This window comes from Actinocorallia aurea, assembly GCF_054783995.1.
This window is the reverse complement of record NZ_BAAGPQ010000011.1, coordinates 156,739-176,145: the sequence shown is the minus strand read 5'-3', so window position 1 is coordinate 176,145 and position 19,407 is coordinate 156,739. Positions and strand designations below refer to the sequence as shown.

The 19,407-nt window shown below is 72.8% G+C and carries 16 protein-coding genes and 1 pseudogene; 11 read left to right on the top strand and 6 right to left on the bottom strand.

Translation table 11 applies throughout. From position 1 onward, the window contains the following. Nucleotides 1–71: 71 nt before the first annotated feature. Nucleotides 72–836 carry an ABC transporter ATP-binding protein gene (locus tag ACYVOM_RS12355; protein ID WP_460303442.1) on the top strand — a complete coding sequence of 255 codons (765 nt, stop codon included), beginning with the start codon at nucleotides 72–74 and terminating at the stop codon, nucleotides 834–836. Continuing rightward, a complete protein-coding gene (locus ACYVOM_RS12350) occupies nucleotides 821–2,566 on the top strand; it encodes a hypothetical protein (RefSeq protein ID WP_460303441.1) in 1,746 nt (581 codons plus the stop codon). Before ACYVOM_RS12355 ends, ACYVOM_RS12350 begins: the two co-directional genes overlap by 16 nt. On the opposite strand, the gene ACYVOM_RS12345 is transcribed toward ACYVOM_RS12350, so the two are convergent. Continuing rightward, nucleotides 2,547–2,804: a hypothetical protein gene (locus ACYVOM_RS12345; protein ID WP_460303440.1), complete on the bottom strand. Its 258-nt coding sequence runs from the start codon at nucleotides 2,802–2,804 to the stop codon at nucleotides 2,547–2,549. The two genes, ACYVOM_RS12350 and ACYVOM_RS12345, sit on opposite strands and share 20 nt — an antisense overlap. Nucleotides 2,805–2,877: 73 nt before the next feature. Then, nucleotides 2,878–3,330, bottom strand: a pseudogene (locus tag ACYVOM_RS12340) (MFS transporter); the annotation flags it as partial. Between the two features lie 56 nt (nucleotides 3,331–3,386). Between ACYVOM_RS12340 and ACYVOM_RS12335 the strand changes: the two are divergent. Next, entirely contained in the window at nucleotides 3,387–3,809 is a 423-nt protein-coding gene (locus ACYVOM_RS12335; RefSeq protein WP_460303466.1) for a MarR family winged helix-turn-helix transcriptional regulator, read from the top strand. 419 nt (nucleotides 3,810–4,228) lie between these two features. Here the strand turns inward: ACYVOM_RS12335 and ACYVOM_RS12330 are convergent, their stop codons facing one another. After that, complete coding sequence (locus ACYVOM_RS12330; RefSeq protein ID WP_460303439.1) at nucleotides 4,229–4,525, bottom strand: hypothetical protein; 297 nt, start codon at nucleotides 4,523–4,525, stop codon at nucleotides 4,229–4,231. A gap of 284 nt (nucleotides 4,526–4,809) precedes the next feature. Then, entirely contained in the window at nucleotides 4,810–5,508 is a 699-nt protein-coding gene (locus ACYVOM_RS12325; protein ID WP_460303438.1) for a TetR/AcrR family transcriptional regulator, read from the bottom strand. Nucleotides 5,509–5,648: 140 nt separating this feature from the next. Here ACYVOM_RS12325 and ACYVOM_RS12320 point away from each other — a divergent pair, with 140 nt between their 5' ends. Continuing rightward, nucleotides 5,649–6,293, top strand: coding sequence for a TetR/AcrR family transcriptional regulator (locus ACYVOM_RS12320; protein WP_460303437.1), 645 nt, complete (start codon nucleotides 5,649–5,651; stop codon nucleotides 6,291–6,293). 66 nt (nucleotides 6,294–6,359) lie between these two features. On the opposite strand, the gene ACYVOM_RS12315 is transcribed toward ACYVOM_RS12320, so the two are convergent. After that, nucleotides 6,360–7,109, bottom strand: coding sequence for an SDR family NAD(P)-dependent oxidoreductase (locus tag ACYVOM_RS12315; RefSeq protein WP_460303436.1), 750 nt, complete (start codon nucleotides 7,107–7,109; stop codon nucleotides 6,360–6,362). 168 nt (nucleotides 7,110–7,277) lie between these two features. On the opposite strand from ACYVOM_RS12315, the gene ACYVOM_RS12310 reads away from it, so the two are divergent. After that, nucleotides 7,278–8,675: an acyl-CoA dehydrogenase family protein gene (locus ACYVOM_RS12310; protein ID WP_460303435.1), complete on the top strand. Its 1,398-nt coding sequence runs from the start codon at nucleotides 7,278–7,280 to the stop codon at nucleotides 8,673–8,675. Then, nucleotides 8,672–9,718, top strand: coding sequence for a phosphotransferase family protein (locus ACYVOM_RS12305; protein ID WP_460303434.1), 1,047 nt, complete (start codon nucleotides 8,672–8,674; stop codon nucleotides 9,716–9,718). Before ACYVOM_RS12310 ends, ACYVOM_RS12305 begins: the two co-directional genes overlap by 4 nt. A gap of 40 nt (nucleotides 9,719–9,758) precedes the next feature. Here the strand turns inward: ACYVOM_RS12305 and ACYVOM_RS12300 are convergent, their stop codons facing one another. Next, nucleotides 9,759–10,517, bottom strand: a complete 759-nt coding sequence (locus ACYVOM_RS12300; RefSeq protein ID WP_460303433.1) for an SDR family NAD(P)-dependent oxidoreductase — start codon at nucleotides 10,515–10,517, stop codon at nucleotides 9,759–9,761. A 186-nt stretch (nucleotides 10,518–10,703) separates the two neighbouring features. On the opposite strand from ACYVOM_RS12300, the gene ACYVOM_RS12295 reads away from it, so the two are divergent. The 5 genes from ACYVOM_RS12295 to katG all read left to right on the top strand — a co-directional run bounded on the left by ACYVOM_RS12295 (nucleotide 10,704) and on the right by katG (nucleotide 19,319). Then, nucleotides 10,704–12,110: an alpha/beta hydrolase domain-containing protein gene (locus ACYVOM_RS12295; protein WP_460303432.1), complete on the top strand. Its 1,407-nt coding sequence runs from the start codon at nucleotides 10,704–10,706 to the stop codon at nucleotides 12,108–12,110. Between the two features lie 181 nt (nucleotides 12,111–12,291). After that, nucleotides 12,292–12,681 carry a hypothetical protein gene (locus ACYVOM_RS12290; protein ID WP_460303431.1) on the top strand — a complete coding sequence of 130 codons (390 nt, stop codon included), beginning with the start codon at nucleotides 12,292–12,294 and terminating at the stop codon, nucleotides 12,679–12,681. 399 nt (nucleotides 12,682–13,080) lie between these two features. Next, entirely contained in the window at nucleotides 13,081–16,338 is a 3,258-nt protein-coding gene (locus ACYVOM_RS12285; RefSeq protein ID WP_460303430.1) for an acetyl-CoA carboxylase family protein, read from the top strand. A 300-nt stretch (nucleotides 16,339–16,638) separates the two neighbouring features. Further along, nucleotides 16,639–17,076, top strand: coding sequence for a Fur family transcriptional regulator (locus ACYVOM_RS12280; protein ID WP_460303429.1), 438 nt, complete (start codon nucleotides 16,639–16,641; stop codon nucleotides 17,074–17,076). A gap of 29 nt (nucleotides 17,077–17,105) precedes the next feature. Further along, the gene (katG, locus tag ACYVOM_RS12275) at nucleotides 17,106–19,319 is read left to right on the top strand and encodes a catalase/peroxidase HPI (RefSeq protein ID WP_460303428.1); all 2,214 of its coding nucleotides are present in this window, start codon (nucleotides 17,106–17,108) and stop codon (nucleotides 19,317–19,319) included. Nucleotides 19,320–19,407: the final 88 nt, after the last annotated feature.

Below are 19,407 nucleotides of genomic sequence, written 5' to 3'. Positions count from 1 at the left end.
TCGTCGTTGATGGAGCGAAAGGCCGTCCGCGAGGCTCGAAGGAGACCACTCAGACGACGAGGGAGCGATCCTTGCACTCGGCAGAAGCCGCACTCCGGCTCACCGGCCTCGCCAAGCGGTTCGGCGGCAGGACGGCGGTCGATGATCTGTACCTCGCCGTCCCGCGCGGCGCCTTCCTCGGCCTGGTGGGCCAGAACGGCGCGGGTAAGACCACGACCCTGGCGATGGCCGTCGGTCTCCTGCGGCCCGATTCCGGCACGTCGCGGATCCTCGGCGCGGACGTCTGGGCGGACCCGGCAGCCGCGAAGGCCCTCGTCGGGGTACTGCCCGACGGCCTCGCTCTGCCCGAACGGTTGACCGGCCGCGAGGTCCTCACCTACCTGGGGCTGCTGCGCGGCCTGGACCGGGCGACCGTCGAGGAGCGCGCGGCCGAACTGCTGCACGTCCTCGACCTGGACGGCGCCGACCGCACCCTCGTCCTGGAGTACTCGACCGGGATGCGCAAGAAGATCGGACTGGCGACGGCGCTGCTGCACGCGCCGCGCCTCCTCGTGCTGGACGAGCCGTTCGAGGCGGTCGACCCGGTGTCGGCGGCGACGATCAAGACGATCCTGCGCGGCTTCGTCGCGGGCGGCGGCACGGTCGTGCTTTCCAGCCACGTGATGGCGCTGGTGGAGCAGTTGTGCGACCACGCCGCGGTGCTGGACCAGGGCCGGATCATCGCCTCCGGGACACTTGAGGAGGTCCGCGGAGGGCTGAGCCTGGAGGACCGGTTCGTCCGGCTCGTCGCAGGAGAGGCCAAGGACACGAAGGAGCTTTCGTGGCTGTCGCGCTGACCATGGCCCGGATGCGGCTCGCCGTCCTGCGGCATGCCGCCGAGGGCGGGCAGGGCTCGCTCACGACCACGGGCGTGTCGCTCGGCGCGCTCTGCGCGGCGGGCACGCTCTACCTCGCCGCGACCGGGGAACCGGAGGCCCTCGCCGGCGCGTACGCGCTGTGGGCGGCCGGTTGGATGCTCGGCCCGATGGCGATGGGCGGCGGCGACGAGACGCTGCGGCCCGAGCACTTCGCACTGCTCGGCCTGCGCCGCAGGGCCCTGGCGGCGGGCCTGCTGGCCGCCGCGTTCACCGGTTTCGCGCCGCTGATCGGCCTCGTGGCCCTCCTCGGCCTGGCGGTCGCCGCGGACGGGCCGCTCGGGGTGCTCGTCGCGGTCCCCGCGCTCCTGCTCCAACTCGCGTCGTTCCTCCTGCTGTCGAAGGTCGCGACGGGCCTCCTCGGGCTCGCACTGCGCACCCGCTCGGGCGCGCTCGTCGCGGGGCTGGCCAACGGCGCGCTGCTCGCCGGGCTCAGCCAGATCTGGGTGTTCCTCGCCTACTTCGGCGAACGCGGTATCCCTGGCATCGTCTGGCGGCTCCCGTCGGGATGGGGGCTGCGGGCCGTGCGAGGCGAGGTGCTTCCTCTCCTCGGCCTCGCGCTCCTCGACGTCCTTCTGCTGACGGCCTGGGCGGGCCTGCTCTCCGTCGGTACAGGAAGGCCGCGCAAGATGGGACGGCCAAGGCGGCCCCTTAAGGCGACGACGCCCACGGGGGCCGTCATCGCCAAGGAGCTGCGCACCTGGACCCGGGACCTGGCCCGCACCTACCACCTGGTGTTCGCCCTGTCCTTCGGCGTCTGCTTCGGCGCCTGCCCGCTGCTCATCGGCTGGGACGGGATGCTGCCCTACGCGGGCCCGCTGTTCGTCGTCATGGCGGCCTCCCTTACGTCCAACCTGTACGGGACGGACGGGACCGCGTTGTGGCTGACGGTCATGACGCCCGGAAGTGGAGACGTCCGAGGGCGTCAGATGGCTTGGCTGGCCGTCGTGGGACCGGTGGCGGCGTTGGTCACAGGCGTCAGCGTGTGGATCGCGGACGGCCCGTGGCCCTTGGCGCTCGCCGTGCTGCCCGCCCTCGTCGGAGGCGCCACGGGGCTGGTGCCTCTGCTCTCGGTATACGGCCTCGTTCCAGGGACCGACCCCCACAAGCGAGGAGGGAACCCGCTGCGGCTCGGCGAGGACAACGGCGGCCTCACCGGGCTGGCTTACCTCATGCTCGCGCTGGTCGCCCTGACCGGCCTGCCTGCGGGGCTCGTGGCGCTGTCGTACGGATGGGCCGGGGTACCGGTAGGAGTTGCGACCGGAGTCCTGTGCGCCGTCGTCCTCGGCGTCCTCGCCGCCCGGAGGCTCGCCGCGCAGGGGCCCGAACTGCTCCACGCGATGCGGACCGGCCGCCGTCCGAAGCCCGAGCGGGTCCGGGCGCTCGCCACGCTGCCCGCCCCGCGCCGGGCGCTGGTCTGGTCGGGCTTCGGACTCGGGATGATCGCCCTGTTCCCGCAGGGGATCGTCGCGGGGATCTTCGCGGTGCGGGGGATCGAGCGGCAGACCTGGTTCCTCGCGACCTACCTGGACACCGGCCTGCGCCTGCCCGTCGCGGGAGGGATGGGCGCGCTCGGCCTGGCCCTGCTCGCCGGCGCGGCCTTCGGGGCGCGCCGCCTGACGCCGTCGGAGGTCAGTGGGCGGGGGCGGTGACGGGCTCGCCGAGGCCCAGGCGGGGGCGGGCCATGAGCAGGAGGGCTCCGGCCGTCAGGAGCGCGGAGACCAGCATGATCACGGCCATGGGCAGCGAGCTGGACTCGCCGAAGAGGCCGACGACGGGGGAGACCAGGGCGCCCGCGAGGAACTGGAATCCGCCGAGCAGCGCCGAGGCGGCTCCCGGGTTGGCGCGGCCGATGGTCTGGCCGAGCGTCATCGTGGCAGGGAAGATCATGCCGGGCCGTCGACGAGACGCCGTGGATGTTCTCGAAGACGAAGCTCGATCCGGCGATGCAGGTGAACATCGCAGCCGACGCGAACGCGAACGCGAGCACGAGCACGTAGCCGAAGAAGGAGCGGTCGGCCGCGAGCCGTCCCCTCGCCCGGAAGGCGCCCGCGAGGCCGCCGGACTGCCTGCGCTCCGGCGGCAGCGACTCGGGGACCTTCGCCAGCACCGAGACCAGCATGACCGCGCCGACGACGGCCAGAGCCGCGAAGACCGCGCGCCAGGTCGCGACCGACAGGATCGCGCCACCGATCACCGGTGCCGCGATCGGGGCGACGCCGGTGATCTGCGCCAGCAGGGCGAAGTACCGGGGCAGGTTGGGGCCGCGGAACAGGTCGGTGAGGACCGCGCGGGCCAGGACCATGCCGACGGCTCCGGACGCGCCGTGCAGGAACCGCGCCGCCGTCAGGAGTTCGACGTTCGGGGCGAGCGCGCACAGCACGGACATGACCAGGAACCCGGCGGTGCCGCCGATGAGCAGGCGGCGACGGCCGATGCCGTCGCTGATCGGCCCGATGAGGATCTGGCCGGCTGAAGCAGATCAGCGCGCTCCTCGCCCAGGCCTTCGAACCCCTCTATGAGACGGCTCCGGTCACCCCCGGCGAGGTCGACATCCTGATCACCCTCCGGTACGCCGAGCGCCCCGTCATCGCCCGCCGCCTCGCCGAACACCACGGCCTCTCCCGCGCGGGCATCAGCAAGACCCTCGCCAAACTGGAGAAACGCGGCTACATCGCCCGCACCCCGAACCCCGCCGACCGCCGCGCCGCCCTCGTCACCATCACCCCCGAAGGCGCCTCCGCCATCGACTCCTTCTTTCCCTCCCAACTGGCCATCGAGACCGTCCTCCTGCGCGCCCTGGGCTCCGACCGCCCCCGAGTCCTCGACGCCCTCACCCTCCTCTCCGACTCCCTCCACCACGGCCTGGCCGAACTCCCCGACAATCCCGCCTGAGCCCCCGAAGCCCGATCGCACCCCGGCCCCGAGAAGGCCCCGAACCCGGGCCGTCTCCGAACTGTGCCCGACGAACGCCGAATCCCGTGGGGCGGAGCGGGTCCCACGGGCTCTTGCCCAGGCGGTGCTGGGGCACGATTCTCGGGATCGGAACCAGGTCTTGCGGGCCATGCCCCGGCGGGGCGGGGCCCGGGGCGCGGTCTCGTCGGGCCGCGCTCCTTCGGGGCCTTGGCGCGGCGTTCGGGTGTGGGAACGCGTTCTGTGGGCCCCGCCCTGGCCGGCCAGGGCAGGGCCTGGTCTTTTGGGGCCGCCCCGGGGCACCCGGATGCGGACGTGGTTCTGTGGAGGCCGTGCCCCGGTGGGGTCGGGGCACGGCGGTCGGGATGGGAGCGGACGGCGCGGCCGTTCCCGTGCCGGGGTCAGGCCTGGACGGCGCGGGCGCAGGCCTCGGAGCCGGTCGTGGCGGACAGGCCCGTGGCCGTCATCAGGCCCTCGCAGAGGGTCTGGGCGTACTCGGACCCGGCGGTGCCGGCCAGGACGGCGGTGGTGGTGCAGACGAGCGACCGCACGGTGTTGGTGGCGTTCTGCGAGGACAGGTAGGTCGTGCAGTCCTGCGAGGTCGCCGCGGCGGGCGAACCGGACAGGCCGAGCAGCCCGGCGGTGGCCAGGGCGCCGGTGGCGGCGCCGATCGCCAGGCGCCTCATCGTGGTGCGCATGGGGGTTCTCCCTCGATCCGGAGTGGATGGGTCGAGTCACGAAGAGTGACCTGAAGGAAGTTTCCGACATGAGGGATAAGCCGGTATATGCCCAGCATGGCAAGGGTAATGTCACTCGATGTGATCGACTGATCGCGTAATGCTCCTGAAATGGCCGGTTCGTTCCGTAGCTCCGGCGCAGGCCGAGGAAGGGCGGGGGTGGGCGCTGCCCGGATGGTTCCGGCCGTCGCGGGGCACCGGCCGGAACCGGCGCGGGGCCGCCGGCCCGAAAGAGGCGCGCCGCGTCAGAAGTCGGCTCGGTAGCCCGTCGGCTCCAGGCGTGGCAGGCCCGCGTCGGCGCGCCGGCGGCGGGTACGGGCGGGTGCCTCGGCGCCCTCGGCGAGCAGATGGGCCCACGCGGAGATGAGGACGTCCAGGGCGCGGTCGCCGTCGGCGTCCCAGCCGCGGCGCATCCAGCGGCGGGCCAGCGCGTCGAGCTGGTTGAAAGCCAGCACGGCCCGGACGCGACGGGTCTCGGGGTCGAACCGCCCGGCCTGGTCCAGGCCGCTGGTGATGTCCTCGATGACCTCTTCGAACCACTCGTCGACGAGACCGCGCAGATCCGGGTCGATCACCGCGGCGTCGAGGGCCGAGGTGATGTACGGTCTGATCTCCGGCCAGCGGGTCGCGGAGTCGAGCAGCCAGTTCGCCAGGCCGTCGCTAGACCCCTCCCGGACCGCGGTGACGAGTTCCGCCGAGCGGGAGGCGTGGCCGTCGGTCGACCCGGCGCGCCGCAGGATCTCGTTGAGCCTGCCGATCAGGGCGCGCATCAGGTCGCTGCGGGAGGCGAAATGCGCGTAGAAGGTGACCTTGGTGGTGCCGGCGGCGCTCGCGATGTCCTCGACGGTGGTGGCGGCGTAGCCCTTGTCGTCGAAGAGTTCCAGGGCCTTGGCGAGGAGGCGGCGGCGCGTCATCTCCTTCTGGGCGGCACGCAGATTGGCCATGTCAGCGCATCCCCGCGTCGGGGCGGGGCGAGCGCGTGCAGGCCGATCCGTTCGTCATCACCCAAGCCTAGGTCACCCGGTGGGCCGAAGATCCCCGATCGCCCCCGGGCGCAGGGCTCCGGGCGGATTAGGATGCGGCCATGGCCTCCCCCCACGCCGACGAGCGCCTCAGCCCCGCCGAACGCGCCGTCCGCCGCCGTCTCGCGGCCTTGGAGGAGGCCGCCGAGGCCGACGTGCGCGCGCTGATGGACGCGGGCCTCGCCCTCATGCTGGAGCGCCGCGACGGCAGGGGCCCGCGCGTCGCGGACATCGTCGCCGCCGCGGGGCTCTCGAACGACGCCTTCTACCGGTACTTCTCCGGCAAGGACGCCCTCGTCGAGGCGATCGTCGACCGAGGGGCCCGCAGCCTGACCGCGTACGTGGCCCGCCGCGTGGCCGCCGCCGACGGCCCGGCCGAGGCGCTGCGCGCGGGCGTGGCGGCGGTCCTCAAGCAGGTCGCCGACGCCGAGATCGCCCGGCAGACCCGTGCCGTCCTCGGCAACTCCCTCACCTTCTCGCCGGGCGGCACCCACGTGTCGGTCCGCCTCGTCGAGGACCTCACCGCGGTCTTCGCGCCCCCCGCCGCGGCCCTCGGCGCGCCCGCTCCCGAGTCCGCCGCGCGCGCCATAGCCTCCGCCGTAGTGGGCACCCTCCACTACCACCTCTTCAAGGCCGAAGCCCCCACCCCCGGCGAAACCGACGCGCTCGTCGCCTTCCTCCTCGCCGGGACGGCTGCGGCACCCTGACGACCGGCCGAGTGAGGACCGCCGCTCGGGCCTTCGCTTTGGGTCGAGTTCCTTGGCCTCGGACCCCTACCGGCCGAGTACGGCGCCGCCGTTGAGGCCGATGATCTGGCCGGTCAGGTAGCCCGCGTCGGGCGAGGCCAGGTAGGAGACCGCCGCGGCGACGTCCTGCGGGGTGCCCGCCCGCCCGACGAGCGTGTCGGCGACCTTCGCCGCATGGAACTCCGGCGACCAGCGCTCCCCGAAGATCTCGGTGTCCTCGACGTAGCCGGGGGCCAGGACGTTGACGGTGACGCCGTCCGGGCCGAGTTCGCGCGCGAGCCCGAGCGCCCACCCGTGCAGCGCGGCCTTCGCCGCCGCGTACGGGCCGCCGGAGTGGCCGCCGGAGCCGCCGCGCTGCGCGGCGGCGGAGCTGAGGAACACGATCCGGCCGCCGGGGCGGGCCAGCAGCGGCAGGACGGCGCTGGTGAGCAGCACGGCGGTCATCAGGTTCGCGTCGAGGTCGCGCCGCCAGGCGTCCGCGAGCGCCGTGAGGTCGCCCGGCACGACCGCACGGGCGATCGCCCCGGCGTTGTTCACCAGGACGTCGACCGGGCCGAGGGCCCCGACCTCGGCGGCGGCGCGGGCGGCGTCCTCGGGCCTGGTGAGGTCGGCGGCCACGGGCACGACCGCGTCGCCGATCTCGTCGGCCGCCTGCCGGAGCACCTCGGCCCGCCGCCCGATGACGGCCACGCGGCATCCGTCCCGCGCGAGCCGCGCCGCGACGGCCCTGCCGATCCCGGTTCCGCCGCCCGTCACGACCGCGATCCGCTCGCCCACGAGGCACCCCCGTCCAAGTCAGGAGGGCCAGTATCGCCCGAGCCCGTGCGGCGCCACCAGGACGATCGCGCGACTTCCGAAACATGCGAATTATCGTTCCTGTCGGGGAGAATGAGATTCTGCTAGCGTACGAAGAGCGTTCTTGTATCGTTGAGGAGGTGGTGCCGGATGTGGGACTTCAGTACAGATCCGGAGTTCCAGGCGGAGTTGGACTGGGTCGCGGAGTTCGTCCGGGAGGAGGTCGAACCACTCGACCTGCTCCACCCGGGCAACCACGAGCCCTACGACCGGGAGAGCGAGGTGTTCAAGGAGATCGTCCGGCCGCTCCAGCAGCGCGTGAAGGAGCGGGGCCTGTGGGCTGCGCACCTGCCGCCGGCGCTGGGCGGGATGGGCATGGGGCAGCTCAGGCTGGCCCTGCTGAACGAGATCCTGGGCAGGTCGCAGTGGGCGCCGATGGTGTTCGGCACCCAGGCGCCCGACTCCGGCAACGCCGAGATCCTCGCGCACTACGGCAACGACGAGCAGCGCCGCCTCTATCTGGAGCCTCTGCTCGACGGAACGATCGTCTCCACCTACGCGATGACCGAACCGACCGGGGGAGCCGACCCCGGCGGCTTCACCTGCCGGGCCGTCCGCGACGACGACGGATGGGTCATCGACGGCGAGAAGTGGTTCGCCTCGAACTACCCGCACGCCGCGTTCGTCATCGCCATGGTCATCACGGACCCGGACGTCGCGGTGCACAAGGGCACCTCGATGTTCATCATCCCGCGCGGCACGCCCGGCATGGAGATGGTCCGCGGGACCGGCCTGTTCGGCGAGCCGCTCGGCGAAGGCGTCCACGGGTACCTGCGGTTCACCGGCTGCCGGGTGCCCGCGGAGAACCTCCTCGGCGAGCCCGGCGGGGCGTTCGCCATCGCGCAGACCCGGCTCGGCGGCGGGCGGCTGCACCACGCCATGCGCACGGTCGGCGTGCTCAAGCGCGCCATGGAGATGATGACCGAGCGGATCGCCGGCCGGACGACCCGCGGCGGGCCGCTCGCCGACCAGCAGTCCGTCCGGCAGTCGCTCGCCGAGGTGTGGATCGCGGTCGAGCAGTTCCGCCTCCAGGTGCTGCACGCCGCATGGCAGGTCGACCGCTCGCGGGAGACGCGCGACCCCGCCGACGCGCGCGCGGCCCGCCTGCACATCTCGGCGGTCAAGGCGGCGACGCCCGGGACGCTCGTAGACGTCGTCTACAAGGTGATCCACCTGCACGGCGCTCTGGGCGTCTCCAACGAACTGCCGCTCATGCGCATGTGGCAGGCGGGCCCGACGCTCGGCATCGCCGACGGGCCCACCGAGGTGCACAAGGACGTCGTGGCCAAGCTCCTGCTGCGCGACGCGGTCCCGGCCGAGGACCGGCTGTTCGGGTCCGAGCACCTGCCGACGAGGGTCGAGGCGGCGCGGGCGAAGCTCGCGGCCCGCGCGGCGAAGACGGACACGGCGGCGAAGACGGACACAGAGGCGAAGACGGACACGGCGGAGCCGAAGGACACGGAGCGGCAGAGGGAGGCGTCGCGATGAGCGGCAGAGAAGGGGCAGGTCTCGACCTGGAGAGGCTGAACGCGTGGGAGGGGTTGAAAGGCCTCCCGGGATCCGGGCCCGTCGAGCAGGCGGAACGGCTGCGCGGCGGCGCGCAGAACCTGCTGTTCACGCTGCTCCGCGCGGACGGCACCGAACTCGTCCTGCGCCGTCCCGGAAGGCACCTGCGCGAAGGCGCGGCGGCGGCCTTCGCACGGGAGAGCCGGGTGCTCACCGCCCTCGCAGGCACCGACGTCCCCCACCCGCGCCTGTACGCGAGCCACCCGGACGACGACGTGATCGGCGCGCCCTTCTCCGTCCTGGAGAAGATCGAGGGGTTCACGCCGAAGGGCGAGCTTCCCGGCCGGTACGGAACTGACGCGTCATGGCGGCGTGCCTCCGCGTTCGCCCTGGTCGCGGGAGCCGCAAAGCTGGCCTCCGTCGACCCCTACGCGATCGGCCTCGGCGACCTGAGCAGGACGGACAACTGGCTGGAGCGCCAGACGGCCCGCTATTCGAAGATGCTCCAGGGCTATCGCGGCATCGAGGAGTACCGGGCCGCGGAGTCGCCGCACGTCGGGCCCGTGAGCGCGTGGCTGGAGGCGAACCGCCCGGCGTCCTTCCAGGTGGGCATCGTGCACGGCGACCTCCAGTTCGCCAACGTCATGTTCACCCACGAGGCGCCGGGGCTGGCGTCCATCGTCGACTGGGAGATGGCGGGCCTCGGCGACCCGCTCCTCGACCTCGCCTGGATCCTCACCGCCTGGCGCGAACCCGGCGACCCGCCCGGCAGCGACCCCTACCTCACCCCCTGGGAGGGCATGCCTTCCCGCGCCGAACTCGTCGCCCACTACGCCGCGCTCACCGGCCGCGACACCTCCGCGTTCCCGTGGTTCCAGGTCCTGGCCTGCTTCCGGCTGGCCGCCCTTCTGGAGGGCACCTACGCGCGCTCGCTCAACGGGCAGCTCGACCGCGCGATGGGCGAGGGCCTCCACAAGTACGCCTCCTGGCTCTGGGCGAAGGCCGCCCAGGAGATCTCCGCCTGAACCGGTGGGCGCCCCGGGAGCGGGGCGCCCACCGCAGGCGTCAGGGCATGCCGCCGTCCACGCGGAGCGTCGCGCCGGTCGTGTAGGACGACGCGTCGGAGACGAGGTAGAGGGCGGCGCCTACGATCTCCGATGGGCGGCCGATGCGCTGGAGGGCGTGGGGCTTGACGCCTTCGGAGAGCCCGGCGTCGTCCCAGCCCGCGGTCGCGCCGGTCGCGAAGGGCCCCGCCATGAGGGTGTTGACGCGGACCCGGGGGCCGAAGGCATGGGCGAGTCCTTCGGTGAGGGCATTGAGTCCGGCCTTGGCGGCGGCGTAGGGGAGGATGCCGGGGCGCGGGCGGATCGAGCCCGTCGAGCTGACGTTGAGGATGGCGCCGCCGCTTTCGCGCATGCGCTCTCCCGCGAGGACCGACAGGCGGAACGGGCCCTTGAGATTGAGGTTCACGACGGCGTCGAACAGCTTCTCGCTCACGGAGGCGAGGTCGTCGTAGAGCGGGGACATGCCCGCGTTGTTGATGAGCGCGTCGAGGCGGCCGAAGCGGTCGTCCACCGCGTCGAGGAGGCCCGGGAGCCGGTCCCAGCGGCCGACGTGCACCGAGTACGGCAGGGCGCCGCGGCCCGTCTCCTTCTCGATCTCCGCCGCGACGGCCGCGCACGCCTCGCCGTCGCGGCTGGCGACGACCACGTCGGCGCCGCAGCGCGCGGCGGCGAGCGCCATCTCCCTGCCGAGGCCCCGGCTGCCTCCGGTGACCAGCACGACCCGTCCGGTCAGATCGAACAACCCGTCCGCGTAGCCCATCGCTTTCCTTTCCCGGCGTCCCCGCGCGCCCCATATCGATGCTCTTCTAGGTGAGAATATAGTTCTTGATTTGGAAGAATCTAGTTCTGGTGAGGGTCCGCGGGCCCCGGGCCCTGGCTGCTCCCGCTGAGGGCGTGTTATGCAAGGTCCCCCCGGTGATACGAGCCGGCCCGGGTTGGAGGATCCTTGCGCGTCACAGAGCGGCTGACCGGCAGGCCAGGCCTCATCTCGACCTTCTTCGACCTCGGCGAGCAGGGCTACACGGCCGACGAGTACGTCGTCTCCGGTACGGCCGCCAAGTACGAGCACGCGGGGCCCGCCGAAGCCGACGGAATGTGGACCGCGCGCGAGACGGGCGAGGCGCCCTACACGACGCGCATCGTCGTCTACCGGCCCGCGGACCCCTCGGTGTTCGACGGCACCGTGGTCGTGGAGTGGCTCAACACCTCCTCCGGCGCAGACACCCCCGCCGTCTGGCTCACCGCCCACCGGCACCTGCTGCGCTCCGGCCACGCCTGGGTCGGGGTGAGCGCGCAGGCCGACGGCATCCACGGCGGTTCGCTGTTCGCCTCCCGCTCCGGCGCGTTCAAGTCGATCACCCTGCCGCCGCTCAAAGAGAGCGACCCCGAGCGCTACGCGGCCCTCGTGCACCCGGGCAACCCCTACTCCTACGCGATCTACACTGCGCTCGGCGCGCTGCTCCGCGAGAAGGACACCGCCGAGGAACTCGGCCTGCCCGGCGTGCGCGTCCTGCTCGCGGCGGGCCAGTCCCAGTCGGCGGCCTGCCTCGTCACCTACCTCAACGCCGTCGCGCCTCTGCGTCCCGTCTACGACGGCTACTACCTGCACGGAAGGCCCGGACTTCCCTCAGGCCTGTCGACCGGGTCGCGCGTCGAGCCCGAACCCGTGCCCGCGCGGGTGCGCACCGACGGGCCCGCCCGGATCGTCATCGTGCAGAGCGAGACCGACGTCTTCGGATACCTCGACTCCGTCCGCTCCCGCCAGCCCCACGACGGCCGCCTGCGCGTCTGGGAGGTCGCGGGCGCGGCCCACGCCGACACCTACACGCTCTCGGCGTCCTTCCGCGACTCCGGCGCCCTCGCACCCGCCGAGCTCGCCGCGCTCCTCGCCCCCACCGACGCTCCGCTCGGCACCCGGCTCCCCGCCCCCATCAACTCAGGTCCCCAGCAGCACTACGTCGCCCAAGCGGCCCTCGCCTCCCTCCGGCGCTGGACCCTCGACGGCATCCCGCCCGGCTCCCCGATGCCGCTCGGCACCCTGCGCGCCCCCGACGGCGCCCTCTCCCTGCGCACAGACGACGACGGCATCGCCCGCGGCGGAGTCCGCACCCCCTGGGTGGATTCCCCCACCGCCCTCCTCACCGGTCTCCCGCACACGAAGGAGCACGGCCCCGCCCTCCTCTTCGGCGGAACCCACCCCCTTCCCGGCCTCGCCGCCCGCTATCCCGGCGGCCTCCCCGACTACCTCGCGCGCTTCGAAGCCGCGGTCCTCCGCTCCCTGGAGGACGGCTTCCTCCTAGAGGCCGACTACACCGAAGCCATGACCCTGGCCGAAGCCGCCTACCCCCGCTGACCGCGCCGAGGCCGCAGCCCCGAAGACTCCGGCGCAGGGGTACAGGCGAAGGGGTACAAAAGAGGCGGCGTGTGCGTGGGGGCTCTCTGGCCGGGGAGGCGACGTTCTCCCGCGGTGCCGCGGCAACGCGGGAGGTCGAGTCGGAGGCGTCGGCGCGCGCTGCGGACAAGGGGGTCGATCAGTGACGAATGCGGTGAAGAGGATCCGGCTCTCAGGGGCCGGGGCACTGGTCGGGCTCATCGGGCTCCTGGGCGGCGTGCCTGGAGCCGTGGTCCTCGCGATCACCGACGGGATCGCGCGGGGTGCCGTGTACCGGCTGGGCGGTCCGGTCGACCTGTCGGCCGAGGCGCTCTTCGACGACGGATTCGGCTTCGCCGTGGCAGTCTGCGGTGTGTTCTGGGTGGTTCTCGGGGGTCTCCTGGCGGCGCTCGTCCTGAGCGTTCTCAAGGTCCTGCGGGTCGAGCGCCGCAGGCCGTACTGGCTGCTCCTGTGCGTCGCCTTCGCCCTCCCCTACACGGCGGCGCAACTGAGCCCGGCGGCAGGGACATTCCTGCACGAGGTCCTTTTCTGACCGCCGAACCGCGAGGGCGTGCGGGGGCGGACCGAATATCCCTCACGTGAGGGAGGCGGACGGGGATCGCGGTGCGGGAATCTCGTCGTGTGATCAGGTGACGCTCGCGGGAGCAGGGCGGCGTTCCGCGGAAGTCAGGGTGGCGTTCCGCGGGTCGCGCGGATGCGGTCCCTTGAACGGCGGAACCGCCTCGGGCGGACGCACCGGGTCGCGGGCGCACCGCGTGGGCGGCTGCACTGAGTCGGGCGGTGCACTGAGTCGGGCGGTGCACTGAGTCGGGCGGGTGCACTGCGTTGGCGGCTGTACCGGGTTGGGCGGATGCACTGCGTTGGGCGGCGGGGGTGGCCTGTGAAGGGGCGGGTGGCCAGGATGAAGGGTCGATGGGTTCGAGGAGGAGCGATGGGGACGGTCGTGAAGGTGCTGGTGGCGAACCGCGGGGAGATCGCGGCGCGGGTGGTGCGGGCGGCGAGGAGGCTGGGGATCGCGGCGGTGGGCGTGCGGGCGCGCGATGAGGACTCGGACGGGCACGCCCGTCGGTTCGAGGAGATGGCAGTGCTGCCGGGGAACGGGGCGGCGGCGTATCTGGACGCGGCGGCGGTGGTGGAGGCGGCGCTGTCCGGCGGAGCCGACGCGGTGCATCCGGGCTACGGCTTCCTGGCGGAGAGCGCGGATTTCGCACGGGCGTGTGAGAACAGTGGGCTGCTGTTCGTGGGGCCGTCGGCCGCGGTGCTGGAGCTTTTCGGGGACAAGGCGCGGGCGCGGCGGGCCGCGCGTGAAGCCGGGGTGCCGGTGCCCCCGGGAACAGAGGGGGCCACGGATCTCGCCGGCCTGCGCGAGTTCTGGGAAGGGCAGGCGGCCGAGGGGCCGGGCATCGTCGTCAAGGCGCTCGCCGGAGGGGGCGGGCGAGGGATGCGGGTCGTGCGGGAGAAGGAAGGACTGGAGGCCGCCTACCGGGAGGCGTCGGCGGAGGCGCTCGCGGCGTTCGGGTCGGGGGAGGTGTGCGCGGAACTGCTCGTGGAGGGCGCCCGGCATGTCGAGGCGCAGGTCGCCGGGGACGGCTCGGGGAACGCGGTGCACCTGTGGGATCGGGAGTGCAGCGTGCAGCGGCGGCACCAGAAACTCCTGGAGGTGGCGCCGAGCGCCGTGCTGCCCGAAGAGGCCCGTGCCGAGCTGCTGGAGGCGGCCGTGCGGCTCGCCGGGCGAGCGCGCCTGCGGGGGCTGGCCACCGTGGAGTTCCTCACGCTGCCGGACGGCCGGTTCTTCTTCCTTGAGGTGAATCCGCGGCTCCAGGTGGAGCACACGGTGACCGAGCAGGTGCTCGGGATCGATCTGGTCGCCGCGCAGTTCCGGCTGGCGGCGGGGGCGTCGCTGGAGGAGGCGGGGCTGGCGGCCGTCGGTGCGCCGCGCGGGTGCGCGATCCAGGTGCGGGTCAACGCCGAGACGGTCCGCGCCGACGGGGTCGTGGCGCCGGCCGCCGGGACGTTGACGCGCTTCGAGCCCGCCGCGGGAGCCGGAATCCGCGTGGAGTCGGCCGGGCATGTCGGGATGAAGGTGGATCCCCGGTTCGATTCGCTGCTGGCCAAGCTCGTCGTGCACGACCCGTCAGGGTTCGCGGGAGCGCTGCGGCTGGCGCGGGAGGCCGTCGTGGAGACCGCGATCGAGGGGACGGCGACGAACCTCGCGCTCCAGGCCGCGATCCTGGCCCACCCCGACCTCGCCGAAGGCCGTGCCGACACCGGCTGGCTGGACCGGGTCCTGCCGGACCTCGCCGCAGAGGCGGCCGAGGCCGCCGACCCACCGGGCGTTCTGGAGCCCGCCGACGACAGGGCGGTGAGCGCGCCGGTCGCGGGCACCGTCGTCGCGGTCGACGCCGAGCCGGGGCGGACGGTGCGGGCGGGCGAGGTGCTCGCGATCGTCGAGGCGATGAAGATGCAGTACCCCGTCTCGGCCCCCTTCGGCGGTACCGTCGCGGCGCCGCGCGTCAAGGTCGGTGACGTCGTCGCCGAGGGCGAGCCGCTGCTCCTGCTCGACCCGGACGGCTCCGGCGGCCCCGCCGCCCGCCGGACCGCCGAGATCGACCTTGACGGAGTCCGCCCCGACCTCGCCGCGCTCCGCGCCCGCCGCGCCCTCCTGGACGACGGCGCCCGAGCCGCCGCCGTGGCCAAGCGGCACAGACTGGGCCTGCGCACGGCCCGGGAGAACATCGCCGACCTCACCGATGGCGAAGGCCTTGCCGTCGAGTACGGCGGCTTCGCGGTCGCCGCCCAGCGTGCCAAGAGAAGCGAGGACGACCTCCAGGCGCGCACTCCCGCCGACGGCATCATCACCGGCCTCGGAAGGGTGAACGGCGAGGAGTTCCCGCCCGAGCGATCGACATGCGCGATCCTCGCCTACGACTACACGGTCCTGGCCGGTACCCAGGGCTACTACGGCCACCAGAAGACCGACCGGCTGCTCAAGCTCGCACGCGAGCGGCGGCACCCCGTCGTCCTCTTCGCCGAAGGAGGCGGCGGAAGGCCGGGGGACACGGACGCGCCCATGGTCGCGGGGCTGCACTTCCCGACGTTCGCCGCGATGGGCGCGCTGAGCGGCGTCGTCCCGACGGTCGGGATCGCCGCGGGGCGGTGCTTCGCGGGGAACGCGGCGCTGCTCGGCACGTGCGACGTCGTCATCGCCACCCGGGACGCCACGATCGGGATGGGCGGTCCGGCGATGATCGAAGGCGGCGGCCTCGGGGTGTTCACGCCCGAGGAGGTCGGGCCGATCGACGTGCAGACCCGCAACGGCGTCGTCGACGTGGCCGTCGAGGACGAGGCGGAGGCCGTCGCGGTCGCCAAGCGCTACCTGGCCTACTTCCAAGGGGAAGCCGACACCTACGAGACCGCCGACCAGCGGCTTCTACGGCATCTCATCCCTGAGGACCGCAAGCGGGTCTACGACGTCCGGGCCGTGATCGGCACCCTGTGCGACACCGACTCGGTGCTGGAGCTGCGCGCCGCGTTCGGCCGCTGCGTGATCACCGCGCTGGCCAGGATCGAGGGTCGTCCCGTGGGCCTCATCGCCAACGACCCCGCGGTCCTGGGCGGGGCGATCGACGCCGACGGGGCCGACAAGCTCGCCCGCTTCCTGGACCTGTGCGACGCGTACGCCCTCCCCGTCGTCTCCCTGTGCGACACGCCGGGTTTCATGGTCGGCCCGGACGCGGAGAGGACCGCCACCGTCCGGCACTTCCCGCGGCTGTTCGTGCGCGGCGGCCATCTGACGGTCCCGGTGGCGATGGTCGTCCTGCGCAAGGCCTACGGCCTGGGCGCCCTCGCCATGTCGGCGGGGCACTTCCACAACACGGCGGCGACGCTCTCGTGGCCGACCGGCGAGTTCGGCGGCATGAACCTGGAGGGCGCGGTCCGCCTCGCCGCGCGCGACGCCCTCGCCGCGATCGCCGACCCCGCCGAGCGCCGGCACGCCTTCGAGGAGATGGTCGCCTACTCCTACGCCCAGGGCAGCGCCCTCAACACAGCTTCCTACCTGGAGATCGACGAGGTCATCGACCCGGCCGATACCCGCGCGTCCCTGTCCGCCCTCCTGTTCACCGCCCCGCCCCGCCCCCGCGACGGCTGGGCCAACCCATCCCGCCGAACGGGCGTGGACACCTGGTGACCGCCCCCCGCCCCCTCCCACCCTGATCACCACCCACCCGCCCGGTCCGCCGACAGCCGGTTCGCCCGTTCCTACCGGTCCGCCGGTCCGCGGGTTCCGGGTTCGCCCGTTCCTGCCGGTATGCCCGTTCCTATCGGTCGCGGGTTTGTGGCGGGGTGGTGGAGTTGGGGTGGGGGATCGGTGATCATGGGGCTGAGCAGGGGAGATTCCTGGGGGTGGGGTGGGCTTTCCGGAATCGACACTAAACTTGGGCTTGTCGTTATCTTGTGTGATTCGTGTTTAGGAGAGTAGGTTGTCGTCATGACCGCACCGCAGATTCCGACCGCAGCCGAGCAGCTGCGCGGCGTGGGGCTGCGTGTGACGGCTGCCCGCGTCGCACTGCTCGAGACAGTTCGGGTGGGTGACCACCTCGGCGTCGAGGCGATCGCCTCCGGGGTGCGCGACCGGGTCGGACACATCTCCCTACAGGCCGTCTACGAGGCGCTGAGCGCCCTCACCGCGGCCGGGCTCGTGCGGCGGATCGAACCCGCCGGAAGCCCGGCCAGGTACGAGGGTCGCGTCGGAGACAACCACCACCACCTGGTGTGCCGCGCGTGCGGCGTCGTCGCCGACGTCGACTGCGCGGTGGGAGAGGCGCCCTGCCTGACCGCGTCCGACGACCGCGGCTTCACGATCGACGAGGCCGAGGTCATCTTCTGGGGGCTGTGCCCCGACTGCTCCACCGCCAGAACCGCTTGAGCCAAAGATCCTGCACGGAAGGATTTCCCTTGTCTGAGAACAACGACGCCATCGTGACCGACGCGAAGGCGGAGGGCGCCGAAGGCTGCCCGGTCGCGCACGTCCGCGCCGCGCACCCGACCCAGGGCGGAGGCAACCGCCAGTGGTGGCCGGAGCGCCTGAACCTGAAGATCCTCGCCAAGAACCCGGCGGTCGCGAACCCGCTCGGCGAGGACTTCGACTACGCCGAGGCCTTCAACGGCCTCGACCTCGCCGCCGTCAAGGCCGACCTCGCCGACGTCATGACGGACTCCAAGGACTGGTGGCCCGCCGACTTCGGCCACTACGGCCCGTTCATGATCCGCATGGCGTGGCACAGCGCCGGCACCTACCGGATCAGCGACGGCCGCGGCGGCGCCGGCGCCGGCCAGCAGCGCTTCGCGCCGCTGAACAGCTGGCCCGACAACGGCAACCTGGACAAGGCCCGCCGTCTGCTGTGGCCGGTCAAGAAGAAGTACGGCCAGGCCATCTCCTGGGCCGACCTCATGATCCTGGCGGGCAACGTCGCCCTGGAGACCATGGGCTTCAAGCCCTTCGGCTTCGCCGGCGGCCGTGAGGACGTCTGGGAGGCGGAAGAGGACGTCTACTGGGGTCCGGAGACCACCTGGCTCGACGACCAGCGCTACAGCGGCGACCGCGAGCTGGAGAACCCGCTCGGCGCCGTCCAGATGGGCCTCATCTACGTCAACCCCGAGGGCCCCAACGGCAACCCGGACCCGCTGGCGTCGGCCCGCGACATCCGCGAGACGTTCCGCCGCATGGCGATGAACGACGAGGAGACCGCCGCCCTGATCGTCGGCGGCCACACCTTCGGCAAGACCCACGGCGCGGGCCCCGCCGACAACGTCGGCGCCGACCCCGAGGCCGCCCCGCTGGAGGCGCAGGGCTTCGGCTGGGCCAGCACCTACGGCACCGGCAAGGGCGCCGACGCCATCACCTCCGGCCTGGAGGTCACCTGGACCGCCACCCCGACGCAGTGGGACAACTCCTTCCTGGAGACCCTCTACGGCTACGAGTGGGAGCTGTTCCAGAGCCCGGCGGGCGCCAACCAGTGGCGTCCGGTGGACGGCGGCGGCGAGGGCACCGTCCCGGCCGCGCACGACGCGTCCAAGAAGATCGCGCCGAGCATGCTCACCTCCGACCTCGCGGTCCGCTTCGACCCGATCTACGGTGAGATCACCCGCCGCTGGCTGGAGCACCCCGAGGAGCTCCACGACGCGTTCGCGAAGGCCTGGTACAAGCTGACGCACCGCGACATGGGCCCGATCTCCCGCTACCTCGGCCCGGAGGTCCCGGCCGAGGTGCTGCTCTGGCAGGACCCGCTGCCCGCCGCCGACGGCGACCCGATCGACGCCGCCGAGGCCGCCTCCCTCAAGGAGCAGATCCTCGCCGCGGGCCTGCCGGTCTCGCAGCTGGTGTCCGCCGCCTGGGCCTCGGCCTCCTCCTTCCGCGGCAGCGACAAGCGCGGCGGCGCCAACGGCGCCCGGGTGCGCCTGGAGCCGCAGAAGGACTGGGAGGTCAACGACCCCGAGCAGCTCGCCACCACGCTGCGCGCGCTGGAGAAGGTCCAGGAGTCCTTCAACGCCGCGGGCGGCAAGAAGGTCTCCCTGGCCGACCTGATCGTCCTCGCCGGCAACGCCGCCGTGGAGAAGGCCGCCAAGGACGCGGGCTTCGACGTCGAGGTGCCGTTCACCGCGGGCCGCGTCGACGCCTCCCAGGAGCAGACCGACGTCGAGTCGTTCGCCGCCCTGGAGCCGCAGGCCGACGGGTTCCGCAACTACAGCGGCAAGGCCGCCCGGCTCCCCGCCGAGTACCTGCTGATCGACCGCGCGAACCTGCTCACCCTGAGCGCGCCGGAGATGACCGCCCTCGTCGGCGGCCTGCGCGTCCTCGGCGCGAACACCGGCGGCTCGACCCACGGTGTCCTCACCGAGACCCCGGGCGTCCTCACGAACGACTTCTTCGTGAACCTGCTCGACATGGGCACCACCTGGTCGCTCGCCGGCGACGACAGCGGCACCTACGAGGGCAAGGACGACTCGGGCGCCGTCAAGTGGACCGGCACCCGCGCGGACCTGGTCTTCGGCTCGAACTCCGAGCTCCGCGCCCTCGCCGAGGTCTACGCGAGCGACGACGCCAAGGCGAAGTTCGTCAACGACTTCGTCGCGGCCTGGGCCAAGGTCGCCGACCTCGACCGGTTCTGATCCGATCGCGGTCCTGATCGATCGGTGGTTCTGATCGGTCGGCTGTTCCGATGGTCCTCCGGGCGTCCCGCCCGGTGACCGCGGCGGG